This is a genomic window from Streptomyces sp. KL2 (genome assembly GCF_046529545.1).
GTDB lineage: Bacteria > Actinomycetota > Actinomycetes > Streptomycetales > Streptomycetaceae > Streptomyces > Streptomyces radiopugnans.
Genome location: NZ_CP127170.1, coordinates 2,837,185 through 2,852,099 on the forward strand (window position 1 = coordinate 2,837,185; position 14,915 = coordinate 2,852,099).

14 protein-coding genes and 2 tRNA genes are annotated in these 14,915 nt (G+C 72.3%); 12 read left to right on the forward strand and 4 right to left on the reverse strand.

What is annotated here, in order from left to right; translation table 11 throughout:
- Window positions 1–15: 15 nt before the first annotated feature.
- The 6 genes from gyrA to QPK52_RS12860 all read left to right on the forward strand — a co-directional run bounded on the left by gyrA (window position 16) and on the right by QPK52_RS12860 (window position 7,396).
- The gene (gene gyrA, locus QPK52_RS12835) at window positions 16–2,670 is read left to right on the forward strand and encodes a DNA gyrase subunit A (protein WP_410537602.1); all 2,655 of its coding nucleotides are present in this window, start codon (window positions 16–18) and stop codon (window positions 2,668–2,670) included.
- Window positions 2,671–2,677: 7 nt separating this feature from the next.
- Complete coding sequence (locus QPK52_RS12840; RefSeq protein WP_410537603.1) at window positions 2,678–3,355, forward strand: DUF3566 domain-containing protein; 678 nt, start codon at window positions 2,678–2,680, stop codon at window positions 3,353–3,355.
- 93 nt (window positions 3,356–3,448) lie between these two features.
- Window positions 3,449–3,522: transfer RNA gene (locus QPK52_RS12845), tRNA-Ile, on the forward strand.
- 239 nt (window positions 3,523–3,761) lie between these two features.
- Window positions 3,762–3,896 carry a DLW-39 family protein gene (locus tag QPK52_RS12850; protein ID WP_217655894.1) on the forward strand — a complete coding sequence of 45 codons (135 nt, stop codon included), beginning with the start codon at window positions 3,762–3,764 and terminating at the stop codon, window positions 3,894–3,896.
- Window positions 3,897–4,079: 183 nt separating this feature from the next.
- Entirely contained in the window at window positions 4,080–6,083 is a 2,004-nt protein-coding gene (locus QPK52_RS12855) for a vWA domain-containing protein (RefSeq protein ID WP_410537604.1), read from the forward strand.
- Window positions 6,084–6,103: 20 nt separating this feature from the next.
- Complete coding sequence (locus QPK52_RS12860) at window positions 6,104–7,396, forward strand: hypothetical protein (protein ID WP_410537605.1); 1,293 nt, start codon at window positions 6,104–6,106, stop codon at window positions 7,394–7,396.
- Between the two features lie 42 nt (window positions 7,397–7,438).
- On the opposite strand, the gene QPK52_RS12865 is transcribed toward QPK52_RS12860, so the two are convergent.
- On the reverse strand, window positions 7,439–8,863 hold the full coding sequence (locus QPK52_RS12865; protein WP_410537606.1) for a serine/threonine-protein kinase: 1,425 nt from the start codon (window positions 8,861–8,863) through the stop codon (window positions 7,439–7,441).
- 56 nt (window positions 8,864–8,919) lie between these two features.
- Window positions 8,920–9,471: a helix-turn-helix domain-containing protein gene (locus tag QPK52_RS12870; protein WP_410537607.1), complete on the reverse strand. Its 552-nt coding sequence runs from the start codon at window positions 9,469–9,471 to the stop codon at window positions 8,920–8,922.
- Window positions 9,472–9,599: 128 nt separating this feature from the next.
- Here QPK52_RS12870 and QPK52_RS12875 point away from each other — a divergent pair.
- Window positions 9,600–9,672, forward strand: a tRNA-Ala gene (locus QPK52_RS12875).
- A gap of 128 nt (window positions 9,673–9,800) precedes the next feature.
- Here the strand turns inward: QPK52_RS12875 and QPK52_RS12880 are convergent.
- Window positions 9,801–10,448 (reverse strand): DUF5324 family protein, encoded by a 648-nt coding sequence (locus tag QPK52_RS12880; protein ID WP_410540316.1) that lies wholly within the window; start codon window positions 10,446–10,448, stop codon window positions 9,801–9,803.
- 369 nt (window positions 10,449–10,817) lie between these two features.
- Between QPK52_RS12880 and QPK52_RS12885 the strand changes: the two genes are divergently transcribed.
- Window positions 10,818–11,345, forward strand: a complete 528-nt coding sequence (locus tag QPK52_RS12885; protein ID WP_410537608.1) for a peptidylprolyl isomerase — start codon at window positions 10,818–10,820, stop codon at window positions 11,343–11,345.
- Between the two features lie 248 nt (window positions 11,346–11,593).
- The gene (locus QPK52_RS12890) at window positions 11,594–12,484 is read left to right on the forward strand and encodes a rhomboid family intramembrane serine protease (RefSeq protein WP_410537609.1); all 891 of its coding nucleotides are present in this window, start codon (window positions 11,594–11,596) and stop codon (window positions 12,482–12,484) included.
- Window positions 12,485–12,824: 340 nt separating this feature from the next.
- On the opposite strand, the gene crgA is transcribed toward QPK52_RS12890, so the two are convergent.
- On the reverse strand, window positions 12,825–13,082 hold the full coding sequence (crgA, locus tag QPK52_RS12895; protein WP_093657101.1) for a cell division protein CrgA: 258 nt from the start codon (window positions 13,080–13,082) through the stop codon (window positions 12,825–12,827).
- A 164-nt stretch (window positions 13,083–13,246) separates the two neighbouring features.
- On the opposite strand from crgA, the gene QPK52_RS12900 reads away from it, so the two are divergent.
- The 3 genes from QPK52_RS12900 to QPK52_RS12910 all read left to right on the forward strand — a co-directional run bounded on the left by QPK52_RS12900 (window position 13,247) and on the right by QPK52_RS12910 (window position 14,912).
- The gene (locus QPK52_RS12900; RefSeq protein WP_410537610.1) at window positions 13,247–13,999 is read left to right on the forward strand and encodes a DUF881 domain-containing protein; all 753 of its coding nucleotides are present in this window, start codon (window positions 13,247–13,249) and stop codon (window positions 13,997–13,999) included.
- Window positions 14,000–14,100: 101 nt separating this feature from the next.
- On the forward strand, window positions 14,101–14,286 hold the full coding sequence (locus QPK52_RS12905; RefSeq protein WP_410537611.1) for a hypothetical protein: 186 nt from the start codon (window positions 14,101–14,103) through the stop codon (window positions 14,284–14,286).
- Window positions 14,283–14,912 carry an aminodeoxychorismate/anthranilate synthase component II gene (locus QPK52_RS12910; protein ID WP_410537612.1) on the forward strand — a complete coding sequence of 210 codons (630 nt, stop codon included), beginning with the start codon at window positions 14,283–14,285 and terminating at the stop codon, window positions 14,910–14,912. The genes QPK52_RS12905 and QPK52_RS12910 overlap by 4 nt, the downstream gene beginning before the upstream one ends.
- Window positions 14,913–14,915: the final 3 nt, after the last annotated feature.

The window sequence follows — 14,915 nt, forward strand, 5'->3', positions numbered from 1 at the left end:
AGGGATTGACCAGTAATGGCCGACGAGACCACCCCTGCCCCGATCGAGGGCGACGCCGCCCCCGGTCCCCTGGCGCCGCCTCCGGGCACCCCCGTGGTCGACGAGAGCGCCGGACTCCGGGTGGAGCCGGTCAGCCTCGAGACCGAGATGCAGCGCTCGTACCTCGACTACGCGATGAGCGTGATCGTCTCGCGTGCGCTGCCGGACGTGCGCGACGGACTCAAGCCGGTGCACCGCCGGGTGCTGTACGCCATGTACGACGGCGGCTACCGGCCCGAGAAGGGCTTCTACAAGTGCGCCCGCGTCGTCGGCGACGTGATGGGCACCTACCACCCGCACGGCGACACCTCCATCTACGACGCCCTGGTCCGGCTGGCCCAGCCGTGGTCGATGCGGATGCCGCTGGTCGACTCCAACGGCAACTTCGGCTCGCCGGGCAACGACCCGGCGGCGGCCATGCGCTACACCGAGTGCAAGATGGCGCCGCTGGCCATGGAGATGCTCCGGGACATCGACGAGGAGACCGTCGACTTCCAGGACAACTACGACGGCCGCAACCAGGAGCCGACCGTCCTGCCGTCGCGCATCCCCAACCTGCTGGTCAACGGCTCGGCGGGCATCGCGGTCGGCATGGCCACCAACATCCCCCCGCACAACCTGCGCGAGGTGGCCGCCGGTGCCCAGTGGTACCTGGAGCACCCCGAGGCCACGGGCGAGGAACTGCTCGATGCGCTGCTGGAGCGGATCAAGGGCCCGGACTTCCCCTCCGGCGCGCTGGTGGTGGGCCGCAAGGGCATCGAGGAGGCGTACCGCACCGGCCGCGGCTCGATCACGATGCGCGCGGTGGTCGAGGTGGAGGAGATCCAGGGCCGCCAGTGCCTGGTCGTCACCGAACTGCCCTACCAGGTCAACCCGGACAACCTGGCGCTGAAGATCGCCGAGCTGGTGAAGGACGGCAGGGTCGCCGGCATCGCGGACGTCCGCGACGAGACGTCCTCGCGCACCGGCCAGCGGCTGGTGATCGTCCTCAAGCGGGACGCGGTCGCCAAGGTTGTGCTGAACAACCTGTACAAGCACACCGATCTGCAGACCAACTTCGGCGCCAACATGCTGGCCCTGGTCGACGGGGTGCCGCGCACGCTGTCGCTGGACGCCTTCATCCGCAACTGGGTCACCCATCAGGTCGACGTCATCGTCCGCCGCACCCGCTACCGGCTGCGCAAGGCCGAGGAGCGCGCCCACATCCTGCGCGGCCTGCTCAAGGCGCTGGACGCGATCGACGAGGTCATCGCCCTGATCCGGCGCAGCAACACCGTCGAGGTGGCGCGCGGGGGCCTGATGGAGCTGCTGGCCATCGACGAGATCCAGGCGAACGCGATCCTGGAGATGCAGCTGCGCCGCCTGGCCGCCCTGGAGCGGCAGAAGATCACCGCCGAGCACGACGAGCTCCAGTCGAAGATCGACGAGTACAACGCGATCCTGGCCTCGCCCGAGCGGCAGCGGCGGATCATCGGCGAGGAACTGGCCGCGATCGTCGACAAGTACGGCGACGACCGGCGCAGCAAGCTGGTCCCCTTCGAGGGCGACATGTCCATCGAGGACCTGATCGCCGAGGAGGACATCGTCGTCACCATCACGCGCGGCGGCTACGTCAAGCGCACGAAGACCGACGACTACCGCTCGCAGAAGCGCGGCGGCAAGGGTGTGCGCGGCACGAAGCTCAAGGAAGACGACATCGTCGACCACTTCTTCGTCACCACCACCCACAACTGGCTGCTGTTCTTCACCAACAAGGGCCGCGTCTACCGGGCGAAGGCGTACGAGCTGCCGGACGCCGGGCGGGACGCGCGCGGCCAGCACGTGGCGAACCTGCTGGCGTTCCAGCCGGACGAGACGATCGCCCGGATCCTGGCGATCCGGGACTACGAGGCCGCGCCGTACCTGGTGCTGGCCACCAAGTCGGGCCTGGTGAAGAAGACGCCGCTGAAGGACTACGACTCACCCCGCTCCGGCGGCGTCATCGCCATCAACCTCCGGGAGCTGGAGGGCGGCGGCGAGGACGAGCTGATCGGCGCGGAGCTGGTCTCGCCCGACGACGACCTGCTGCTGATCAGCAGGAAGGCGCAGTCGATCCGGTTCACCGCCACCGACGACGCGCTGCGCCCGATGGGGCGTGCCACATCCGGTGTGAAGGGCATGAGTTTCCGCGAAGGGGACGAACTGCTCTCGATGAACGTGGTGCGAGCCGGTACGTTCGTTTTCACCGCCACCGATGGCGGGTACGCGAAGCGCACGGCCGTGGACGAGTACCGCGTGCAGGGCCGTGGCGGTCTGGGCATCAAGGCGGCCAAGATCGTGGAGGACCGCGGTTCGCTGGTGGGGGCCCTGGTGGTCGAGGAGACGGACGAGATCCTCGCCATCACCCTCGGCGGCGGCGTGATCCGTACGCGGGTCGCCGAGGTCAGGGAAACCGGACGTGACACGATGGGCGTCCAGTTGATCAACCTCGGCAAGCGCGACGCCGTGGTCGGCATCGCACGCAATGCCGAGGCCGGCCGCGAGGCCGAGGAGGTCGATGCGGAAATCGGCGCCGGGGACGGCACCGAGGAGCCCGCACAGGCGTCTTCCCCGGAGACGGCCGCCGAGGCGGCTTCGGAGAACGAGGAGTAGACAGACCGTGAGTGGAACCGCGGGCGCCGCCAGGGGCGGCGACGATGACGGCGGCGCCCGTGGACCGGCCGCTGACGACGCTCGACGACAGGGCGAATCCCACCGTGGGGGAACAACCGTGACCAGTGCCCACCCGCAACCGCAGCCGCAGGCCCAGCAGCACGCGGGCGCGCCGCAGCCGCACCAGCCACCGCAGGCGTACCCGCCGCCCCCGCCGGGCGGCACCCCGCAGCCGCGGGCCGCCCAGGACGAGCGGGGCGACCTCCGGCAGGACGTCATGCGACGTCCGCGCACCGGAGCCCGTACGGTCCCCAGGACGCGCAAGGCGCGGCTGAGGGTGGCCAAGGTCGACCCGTGGTCGGTGATGAAGGTCGGCTTCCTGCTGTCGATAGCCCTGGGCATCTGCACCGTCATCGCGGTGGCCGTGCTGTGGATGGTCATGGACGCCATGGGGGTGTTCGCGGCCGTCGGCGGGACGGTCAGCGAGGCGACCGCCACGGACGGAGGCGGGGGCTTCGACCTCCAGGGCTTCCTGTCCCTGCCCCGTGTGGTGACCTTCACGTCGATCATCGCCGTGATCGACGTGGTGCTGATGACGGCCCTGGCCACGCTGGGGGCGTTCATCTACAACATGTCGGCCGGCCTCGTCGGCGGCGTCGAGGTGACCCTCGCGGAGGACGAGTGACCCCGGGAGCATCCCGGATGCCGCACCGGAGCGGCCGCGGACCGACGCGATTTTGGCGAGCGGCTGAAGTGCGCTAATCTTTCGGTGCAGCGCGGGGCTATAGCTCAGACGGTTAGAGCGCTTCCCTGATAAGGAAGAGGCCACAGGTTCAAGTCCTGTTAGCCCCACACGGCGGATCGAACGCCCGGACCCTCCCCGAGGGGCCGGGCGTTCGGCGTTGCGGTCCCGCCGACGCGGGGAGCCGGCGGGGCGTGCCCGCCCCCGGGACCGGTGGAAACCGGTGGGACCTGCGGTGACGGCGGGCCGGCGGGTGCCGGCCGCCCGGGTCGGTCGCTCTGCCGGGACGCCCGCTTGGGTATCATCGGGCGCCAGTAGGTCCCAACGTCTAGAAGGACGAGGTAGCGCGGTGAAGAAGCTTCTCCTGATCGCACTGGCCGCCGTCGGCGGGCTCCTCGTGTACCGCCAGATCCAGGCGGACCGCGCCGAGCAGGATCTGTGGACGGAGGCGACCGACTCCGTGCCCGCAGGTTCGGGCGTCTGAGAGCAACCAGTACTTCGCGCGAAGCCCCGGCCGGTCACCGGCCGGGGCTTCGCCGTTCCCGCGCGCCCGGCCGGGGAGCGTGTTGCCGGACCGTGACGGCAACCGCCTTGATATGCGCTTTAGCAAATACATACGATGCTTCCGCAAAGCCACGGAGAGGCGCGCCCGAGGGGGACAAGGCACATGGCAGCATTCCACCGCCGTATGACCGCGGTGTTGAGCGGCGGGGCACTTCTCGCCCTGATCGCGGCACCGCTCGCCGCCGCGGCTCCCGCGGCACCGCGGACGATTGCGGAAGACAACGGATCGCTGGTGATGGTGCTGGACTCCTCCGGCTCGATGGCCGAGGACGACGGCTCGGGCAGCACCCGTATCGAGTCCGCCCGCCGCGCCGTGGGCACGGTCGTCGACGCGCTCCCCGACGGCCACCCCACCGGTCTGCGGGTCTACGGCGCCGACCGGGCGCGGGGATGCACCGACACCCGCCTGGTACGGCCGGTGGAACCGCTGGACCGCGCCGCGGTCAAACGCGCCGTCGCCGAGGTGGAGCCCAGGGGCGACACCCCCATCGGCCTGGCGCTGCGCAGAGCGGCCGAGGACCTGCCCGAGGTTCCCGAGGGCTCCTGGGGCCGCCGCACGATCCTGCTGGTCTCCGACGGCGAGGACACCTGCGGCACCCCCGACCCGTGCGAGGTCGCCGGGGAACTCGGCGGGCGGGGGTCCTCCGCGGAGTCCCCGGGAACGCTGCGGATCGACGCCATCGGCTTCCAGGTGGACGGGAAGGCCCGCGAGCAGCTGGAGTGCATCGCCCGGGCCGGTCACGGCTCGTACTACGACGCGCCCGACGCGGAGGCACTGGCCCGCCAACTCCAGCGCGCCTCGCGGCTGTCCGCCGACGGCTACCGCATGGAGGGCGAGCGGGTCACCGGCGGCCGGACGGCAGGCGACGCCCCCCTGATCGCCCCCGGCCAGTACACGGACACCATCGGCCCCGGGGAGAAGCGCTGGTACGCCGCGGAGCTGGGCGGCCCCGCCGACTCCGCCGCCGACGACCTCGCCGTGACGGCCGTGCCCCAGCCCGGGGTGCCGGCCGCCTCCATGGACGGCCTCCGGCTCACCCTGGTCCGGGACGAGAAGTACCGGCCGCAGTGCGGCAGCACCTGGCGGTACTTCGGCCGGAGCGCCGGAGCCATGCCGATCACCGCCGCCGTCAGCCGGATCCCGTCGGCCGACGGCGACCGCGCCTGCGACGGGGCCGGCCGCTACCTGCTGACGGTCGAGCGGCGCTCCCAGGCGGAGTCCGACCGGGGCCGCTGGCCCATCGAGCTGCTCCTCGCCACCGAGAAGCCCCTCGCGAAGGGCACGGTGCCGGCGCACTCCGAACCCGACTACGGCGCGGGCGGCAAGGCCGCGCCCCTGCCCACCGATCCGCCGCGCGACATCGAGGGCGGCACCGGCTTCAACGACGCACGCGGCATCGGCCCCGGCGTGTGGCGCGACGAGCTGATCCCCGCACAGACCCGCTGGTACCGGGTGAGGGTCGGCTGGGGTCAGCAGCTCCGCTACGACGTGGAGTTCGGCAACGAGCCGACCGTCGACGGCCCGGCCGGGAAGCTGACGCGCGTGAGCACCGAGGTGTACGGCCCCACCCGGGTGCCCGTCCAGTCCGCCGGCGAGTTCGGCACCGGCGCCCTCTACCGCGGCGAGCCGGCGGCGGTGTCCAACGGCACGGTGCCGGTGGCGTGGACCAACCGCTGGGAGAGCGCGACCCGTGCGGTGCCGGTGCGGCGCGCGGGCGAGTACCACATCGGCGTCGGCCTCGACCCGGACGCCGCCGAACTCGCCGAGAACGTGGCCGTCGGCTTCGTACTGCGCGTGGCGGTGATCGGCGAGGAGAAGGCCGGACCCGAGCACGGCGCACCCGCCGTGCGCGAGCGGGACGGGGAGCGGGACGGAGGGGCCGGCCGGGAGGAAGCGGGGGCCGCCCGGGACGGCTCGGGCCCCGGCGGTGCAGGATGGTCCGGTCCGGCCGTCGCCGCGGCGGCCGGGGTGGCGACGCTGCTGGCGATCGCGCTGGCGGCCGTGTACACGCGGGCGCGCGGGCGCGCGGCGGCGCGTGCGGGAGCGGCGAAGGGCGGCGGCGCCGACAGGGCGGCGGACGGCACGACGGAGGGTGGCGCGTGGTGATGGGGCGGGTGGAACGCACGATGAGGGGCTCACTGGCCGCCGCGGCGGCGCTGTGCGCGGTCGCGGCACTGCCGGGAGCCGCCGCGGCCGCACCGTCGGCCGGACCGGAGGACCTGCCCGCGTACGAGACGGCACCGGGCGCCCAGCGCGTCGAGGGCCAGGAGAGCAGCGCCCACGGGCCGGCCATCGAGCCGGGCTTCTACACGGACGACATCGGGCCGGGCGAGCGGAGGTACTACAGCGTCACGCTGGACGGCGAGTCCAACGCCTGGATCTCGGCGACCGCCCTGCCCGAACCGGGCAGCCGGGTCAAGAGCATGGACGGCATCGAGGTCGTCCTGGAGTCGGCGGACGGCGTCAACTGCGGCGACGGTGACGTGAGTTTCGGCTCCGACGACTCGGCCCGGCCGATCGCCGACCTCGCCGGGCGCATGATCAGGAAGGACGGACACTGCCAGGAGCCCGGCGTCTACCACTTCTCCGTGGAGCGGGACAGCGACGAGACGGCCGACGCCGGCCGCTGGCCCCTGGAGATCTCCTTCATGCGGGAGCCGGGGCTGCGGAAGCAGGCGTCCGGCGGCCCGTCCGAGGCCGCATCCGACGCCGCGACACCGAGCCCGCCGGGGGCGCCGAAGGGGGAGACCAGGCCCATCGAGGGCGGCACCGGCTTCAACGACGCGCCCGGCATGGGCGAGGGCAACTGGAGCGACCGGCTGCGGCCCGGCGAGACCCGCTTCTACAAGGTGCCGCTCGACTGGGGCCAGCGGCTGTACACCCGGGTGGAGTTCGGCACGGCCAGGGCCAGGGGCGACAACGCCCCGTACGTCAGCGGCGCCTTCCGGGTGGACCTCTACAACACCGCCCGCGGGCGGATCGGCACCGACGGCGTGGGCTACCGGCCCGACAAGCCCGCCGCGTACCTGCTGGACGGTCAGCGCGTCGCCTTCGCCAACCGCTTCGACGGCAGCACGGAGCTGGGCGAGACGCGCTTCGCCGGCTGGTACTACATCGCGGTGCACGCGAACGGGAAACTGGCCGAGTCCGTCGACGGCACGGTGCCGGTGGTACTGCGCACCACCGTCGTGGGAGAGCCGGAGGCCGGTCCCGAGTACGACGGGAACGCCGAGGAGGCCGGCTTCGGGGTCACCGAGGACGATCGCGAGGCCGCGGCCGAGGGGCTGAGCCGGTCGGCCGCGGAGAGCGGCGAGACCCTGCGGCTGCTGGGCTGGGCCGGGATCGGCACCGGCACCGCGCTGATCCTGGGGCTGGGCCTGTGGACGCTCCTCGCCCGGCGGAGCCCGGGCCGCGCCTGAGGGCCGGGAAGCGAGGACCGGGTGCGGTTCAGGTCGTCCGGTTCATGGCGTCTGGGTCAGGGCCCAGACGCCGACGGCGATGAGGACCAGGGCGAGCACCAGCAGCGGGGCCGCCACCTTCGGGGGCGGCCCCGGCCTGTGCGCCGCGGGGGCGCGGTGTTCCGCGCCCGCGGGCCCTGCCGCCGGTCCCGCGGGCGCCGGGCCGGCGGGGGAGGCCGGCTGGGCGGCCGTGTAGGGCCGTGTCGGCGGCGTCGGTGTCGCCGGTGTCACCGGTGTCTGCGGCATGCCGGCGAGGGGCGGTCCCGGATACGGGTGCGGCTGCGGATACGGCTGGGCGGGGGCCCCGGGGGACGTCTGCGTGGTCTCCTGCGCCAGCGCCGGTGCGTGGGCGGGCGGACGGGCCGGTGCCGGGAACGGCGGGGCCTGCGGCGGCTCCTGGGCGTACGCCCGCACGGGCGGGGGGAAGTGGAAGCTCCCGGTGTCGGACGCCGGGAACACCGGGGAGCCGTCGTCCCCCCGGCCCTCCTCGCCCGCCGGCCCCTGCCCGGGGCTCCCGGGATCCTCCGGGCTCCCGGGGTCCTCCCGGTTCTCCGGCCCCTCCGGTCCGAACCCCGGCGGCAGCGGACCGATCTGGTCGAAGACCTCCACCACCTCCTGCTCCGCCGTGGCGTCCGCCGACAGCAGCTCCGCGGCGGACGCCAGTGCCCTGCGTACGCCCGTCGCCGTACGGAAGCGGGCTTCCGGATCGGGGTGCAGCAGGGTGCCCAGCACCTGCCACAGCGGCTCGGGGAGGCCCTGCGGCGCGGGCGGCACCCCGTGCACGTACGCCTCCACCAGCGCCTGGGAGTCCGGCTTCTGACCGGTCAGCAGATACAGCGCCACCAGCCCGACCGCGTACAGGTCGGCGGGGAAGTCCGGTTCGGCGCCCATCAGCTGCTCGGGGGCGAAGTAGCCGGGCGTGCCGACCACGTAGTCGGCCTCCGTCAGCCGTGGTTCGCCCTTGCGCATCGAGATGCCGAAGTCGGACAGCCGCAGATGGGGCCGGCCGGTGCCGGTGGCCTCCAGCAGGATGTTGGCGGGCTTGATGTCGCGGTGCACCACGTCCTCGGCGTGCACCGCGGAGAGCCCCGACAGCAGCTGGTCGAGCAGCGTGCACACGTACGTCGGGGGCAGGGGGCCGTAGTCGCCGATGAGGTGCGCGAGCGACCCGCCGCGGACCAGGTCCATGGTGAACAGGACCTTGTCGTCGTCGGCGGCCCAGCTCGTCGGGGCCAGTACGTGGGGGTGGTCGATGCGCAGCGCCTGCTCGCGCACGAACCGCAGCAGGGTGTGCGCGTCGCTCTGCTGGAGGACCTTGGCGGCCACGTAGCGCCTGCGCCGGTGGTCCCAGGTGCGCCAGACCGCGCCCACGCCGCCGCGTCCGATCGGGTCGACCAGTTCGTACCGACCCGCGAAGACCTCACCCATCGCGCTGTGCCTGCCTCGTCCCTGTCCCCGCCGTTTGCCGCCGGTCGCCGCCGTCCTCAGGCCTGGTGCGCCTCGTAGTGCCGGACCGCGTCGGCGGTCTTGCCCGCGCCGTACACCCTCAGGAACTCTGCCAGCTCCGGGTGGCTTTCGGCGAGGGAGTCGGAGGCGTCGATGATGTCGGCCGCGTCCGCGACCGAGCGCAGCAGCGCCTGGATCTCGCGTACGACGCGCTTGACGGTCGTCGCCTGGCCGCCGGAGGGGGTGACATGGGTGGAGGAAGCCAGCACGTTGCCGCCCGCGGTGCGGCGGATCTCGTCCATGCGCTGGGTGGCCTCGGCCGCGGTGACGGTGCCCTTGCTGACCTCGGCGGCCAGTTCCTGCAGCGCCTGGACCCGCTGGACGACGGCGGGGTTGCCGATCTTCGCCCGCTGACCGCTCATCAGCTGGGAGAGCATGGGAGCCGAGAGGCCGAGCACCGTGGCCAGCCGCGCCTGGTTGAGGCCGAGGTCGTCGATGAGCCGGCGGAAGAGGGTGCCCAGCGGTTCGCCGTACCACTGGCTCTGAAGTTCCCTCGCCCTGGCGGTCGCCTCCTGCTGTGCTGCGTCCATCGCTCTCTCCCCTGTCTCCCCGAGCCCGCTTCGCTGGAGCGAACTTCCGAGCATCCTACGGAGGCGGCGCACGCGGAGCGATACCCGGTCGGAACCAACCCGGGGCATTGGGTACTCTGGTCCATGGCGGGGCTTTAGCTCAGTTGGTAGAGCGCTGTCTTTGCATGGCAGATGTCAGGGGTTCGACTCCCCTAAGCTCCACACCACACAGGCCCGGTGCCGCGGAATCCAAGGATTCCGCGGCACCGGGCCTGCTGCGTGCCGTGCCGCTCCGGCGGTTCGCGCGAAGGCGGCGGACGGGGCCGGCCGGAGGGCGGGCGCCGGGGCCGTCAGCGATCCTCGTCCGACGGGGCGGCCTCGGAGGAGGTGCCCTGGGTGTCGGTCTGAGCGGCCGTCGCCCCGGCCTTCGGCTCGGTGGACCCGGTGTCCTCCATGACGGACGCCTCGTCGCCGACCTCGGTGGCGGCCGGGGGCTCGACCAGCCAGTCGGGGTTGGACTGCTTCTCCCACCACTTCCAGACGGCCGCCACGCCGCCGGCGACGACACCGACCACCATCAGCCGCTTGAACGCCCGGCCCCGGCGCGCCCGGCGGGCCTTGCGCCGCGCGAGCTTGCGGATGTCCTCGGCGGTCAGCTCGCCGCGCAGCGCGGCGACGGCCGCGGTGGAGCGGGCCACCGCCGCCTCCCGGACCGGGCCGGCCGCGGCGCGGGCGGCCTCGACGCGGGGGGCCGCGTACTCGCTCGCCGTACGCGCCGCCTCGCGGGTGCGGTGGGCCGCCCGGGCGGCGGCCAGGTCGACCGCGGGGGGCAGGGTCTCGCGGGCTTGCTCCAGCCGCGGCGCGACACGGGCGGCGTACTGCCCGCGCACCGTGGACCGGGCCTGTCCGGCCGCGAGGGCCACCTTCGGCGCCACCGCTTCCGCGGCGTGCCGCACGGTCTCCCTCGCGTTGTCGGTCGCGCTGCGCACGCTGTCCATGCGGGTCACGGGATCTCCTCCTCATCGGTGGCGTGTGTCTTCCGCCTTCCACCCATGGTGGAGATCATGCCTTCACAACAGTGTCGAGGCATGTCTCAACGGGCATACGGGCTATGGCGTATTTCTGCCGTTCGCGCCCTTCACGCCGTTCGTGCCGTTTCTGCTGTTCCCGCTGTTCCCGCTGTTCGCGTCGTTTCCCGCGTCCGCTCCCTCCGCGCCGTTCCCGTCGTCCCGCGTTCCTGGGATTCCTCCGGCCCATGCGGCCCGCGGGGCCCCGCGACCCGTTCGGCCGCACCCCCGCCGCACGGCGCCGGGGGTGCGGCTGTGCGAGGATCGGGGGGTTCCGAAAGCGCAGATGGAAGGTAGACCGTGGCCGAGCAGCTCTACGCCACCCTGAAGACCAACCAGGGCGACATCACCATCCGGCTCTTCCCGGACCATGCCCCGAAGACGGTCAAGAACTTCGTCGAGCTCGCCGAGGGGAAGCGCGAGTGGACCCACCCGGCCACCGGGAAGAAGTCCACGGACCGGCTGTACGACGGCACGGTCTTCCACCGGGTGATCAGCGGCTTCATGATCCAGGGCGGCGACCCGCTGGGCAACGGCACCGGCGGCCCGGGTTACGAGTTCGGTGACGAGTTCCACCCGGACCTGGCCTTCAACAAGCCGTACCTGCTGGCGATGGCCAACGCCGGCCCGGGCACCAACGGGTCGCAGTTCTTCATCACCGTCTCCCCGACGGCATGGCTGACCGGCAAGCACACCATCTTCGGCGAGGTCGCCGACGAGGCGGGCCGGCGGGTCGTGGACGCCATCGCGACCACCCCGACCAACCAGCGCACCGACCGTCCGCTGCAGGACGTCGTGATCGAGTCGGTGATCATCGAGAAGCGCTGAGAAGCGCTGAGAAGCGCTGAGAAGCGCTGAGAAGCGCTGAGAAGCGCTGAGAGGCGCTGAGAGGTGCCGGCAGGCGCCGGGCGCCGAGAGGCCCGGCCTCGCGCACGCCGCGCGGCCGGGCCGCCCTGCGGGAACCCGCCGCCCTGTCCGTCCGTAGGACGGAGAGGGCGGTGTTCTCCGTCCGTGTGGGTATGCCAGCCCGTGGGCGGGGCGTGCCGTGTCCGTCGTGAGGGGGCGTTGAGGTGGCCATGGAGGACCAGCAGGACGGGGCGCGGCCGGCGATGCCGCGCTGCTACCGTCACCCGGACCGGGAGACCGGTATCTCCTGTGCCCGCTGCGACCGGCCGATCTGCCCCGAGTGCATGATCCCCGCCTCGGTCGGCTACCAGTGCCCCGAGTGCGTGCGCGGCGGCTCCGGTACGGGCCGCGCCGCGGGCGACGCCCGGCCGCGCACCCTGGCGGGCGGCACCGTCGCCGCCGACCAGCGCCTGGTCACCAAGGTGCTGCTGGGGATCAACGTGGTGGTGTTCTTCGCGGTGCTCGCGGCCGACGACCGCTCGCTGCTCGGCGCGCTGACGATGCTGGGCTACGCCTACGATCCGGCGGCGGCCGACTGGGTCGGAGTCGCGGACGGCGAGTGGCACCGCATGCTGACCTCAGCCTTCCTGCACCAGGAGATCTGGCACATCGGCTTCAACATGCTGGCGCTGTGGTGGCTCGGCCCGCAGCTGGAGGCGGCGCTGGGCCGCTGGCGGTTCCTGGCGCTGTACCTGCTGTCCGCGCTGGGCGGCAGCGCCCTGACGTATCTGCTCGCCGCACAGAACCAGGAGTCGCTGGGCGCCTCGGGCGCGATCTACGGGCTGTTCGGCGCAACCGCCGTGCTGGTGCGGCGGATGCGGTACGACATGCGTCCCATCCTGGTGCTGCTGGTGATCAACCTGTTCATCACCTTCAGGCTTCCGAACATCGCCTGGGAGGCCCACATCGGCGGCCTGGTGGTGGGAGCGGTCATCGCCTACGCGATGGTCTACGCCCCGCGCGCCCGGCGCGCGCTGGTGCAGTACGGGACCATGGCCGCGGTGCTGCTGGTGATCGCGGTCGTCTGCGTGGCCCGTACGGTGGAGCTGCTCGGCCGCTGATCGCCGGCCACCGACCGCTGCGCGCAGAGCTGTGGCCAGAGGTTATCCACAGCAGGTGACCGATCCTGTGCATGGTGTGGGTGGCCGTCGACGCGGGCCGTCGCGGCCGTGTGCACGCGTGTTTTCCCAGGGAGACGGGGGGCTGGGCCCTTCGTCTACCGAGGGTCACCGGTCATAACGACAGACAGGCTGGAAAAGTTATCCACAGATCTTCTGAAGTTTTCCCAGGGCTGTGGAAGACCTGTGGATAACGCTGCCGCGGGCCGTGCCCGGCAGGGTCGTGACCGGGGTGCGGCCGGGGTCCGGTGGTGTTGCGGCGGTGCCGAGGCCGTGGCTGCGGCTACTTCCACTGCGTGGAGACGACGAACCCCGCCGCGATGAAGCCGAAGCCCACCACGATGTTCCAGTTGCCGATCGACTGGACCGGCAGGTCGCCCGTCGTCACGTAGAAGACGACGATCCATGCGAGCCCGATCAGGAACAGCGCCAGCATCAGCGGTGCGACCCAGCTCCGCCCCGAGGCGAGGCTGATGTTCGTGGCCTGCTTCGCCGGCGGCGGCGTGAACTCGTCCTTCTTGCGGATCCGTGACTTCGGCACGAGGGACTCTCCTGTCGATGCGCTGCGTGACCGCGAGGGCCTGTCCGTGGTGGCCCTCCCCCCGGTCGGCGTCCGGTTCGGGATCCGGAGGGAGGCCGGGGAGGGGACGATCCCTGATTCCGTTAGCGTAGTACTTCCGCGTGCTGGAAGGAGACAAGGGTAAGGTGACCGATTCCCGCTTCCGGCCCGTGCGGCTCGCCACGGCGGGCGTCTTCGCCCTCGCGGGCTTCCTCTTCTGGGTCAGCTTCAACACCGCGCAGGGCACCGATCTGCGCACCGACGACTCGATGCTGCGCCTGTCCGACCTCATCGAGGACCGCAGCGACGACATCGAGGCGCTGAACGAGTCCGTGGGCGCCCTGCGCCGCGAGGTCGACGCCCTCGCCCGGCGCGACAGCGGCGGCACGGAGACCGAGAAGCGCGCCTTCGAGGAGCTGGAGCGGACCGCGGGGACCAGGAAGCTCTCCGGATCCGGTCTCACCGTCACACTCGACGACGCCCCGCCCGACGCCACCGCCCGCATGCCCGGCATCCCCGAGCCCCAGCCCAACGACCTCGTCGTCCACCAGCAGGACCTCCAGGCCGTGGTCAACGCGCTGTGGGCGGGTGGGGCCGAGGGCGTGAAGGTCATGGACCAGCGGCTGATCTCCACCAGCGCGGTGCGCTGCGTGGGCAACACCCTCATCCTCCAGGGCCGCCTGTACTCCCCGCCGTACACCGTCACCGCCGTCGGCGACCCCGACCGGATGCGCGAGGCGCTGGACGCCGCGCCCGCCGTCCGCAACTACCGGGAGTACGTCGACGCCTACGGTCTGGGCTGGTCGGTCGACGAACACGACGAGGTGACCCTCCCCGGCTACTCGGGCGCGGTCGACCTGTCCCGGAGCACACCGGTGGGCGAGGCGGCCGGCGGCTGAACCCGGGGTGGCCTGTGACGCATTGCGGGACTTGTGCCTCCCGTCGGGCCCGCGTACCCGTACTCTGGTTGCGCGAGTAACAGAAGGGACGGCTACACGGCATGTACGGCTGGATCTGGCGGCATCTGCCGGGCAACACGCTCGTACGGGCGCTGCTCTCGTTCGTACTGGCCCTGACGGTTGTCTACGTGCTCTTCCAGTACGTCTTCCCCTGGGCGGAGCCCCTGCTCCCGTTCAGCGACGTGACGGTCGACGAGGGCCGCGCCGGATCGGGGCAGGCACGATGAGCGCGCGCATCCTGGTCGTCGACAACTACGACAGCTTCGTCTTCAACCTCGTCCAGTACCTCTACCAGCTCGGCGCCGAGTGCGAGGTGCTCCGCAACGACGAGGTCCGCCCCGAGCACGCGCGGGACTCCTTCGACGGGGTGCTGCTCTCCCCCGGGCCGGGCACGCCCGAGGAGGCCGGGGTCTGCGTCGAGATGGTCCGGCACTGCGCCGCGACCGGTGTGCCGGTCTTCGGCGTCTGCCTGGGCATGCAGTCCATGGCCGTGGCGTACGGCGGCGTGGTGGACCGGGCGCCGGAGCTGCTGCACGGCAAGACCTCGCTGGTCAGCCACGGCGACGGCGGTGTCTTCGCCGGGCTGCCCTCCCCCTTCACCGCCACCCGGTACCACTCGCTCGCCGTCGAGCCCGCCACCGTCCCGGCGGAGCTGGAGGTCACCGCGTGGACGGAGACGGGCGTCGTCATGGGGCTGCGCCACCGCGAACTGCCGGTGGAGGGAGTGCAGTTCCACCCCGAGTCGGTGCTCACCGAGTGGGGCCACCTGATGCTCGCCAACTGGCTCGCGGAGTGCGGTGACACCGGCGCCGTGGAGCGCTCGCGGGGGTTGGCCCCCGTGGTCGGGGCGTGACGG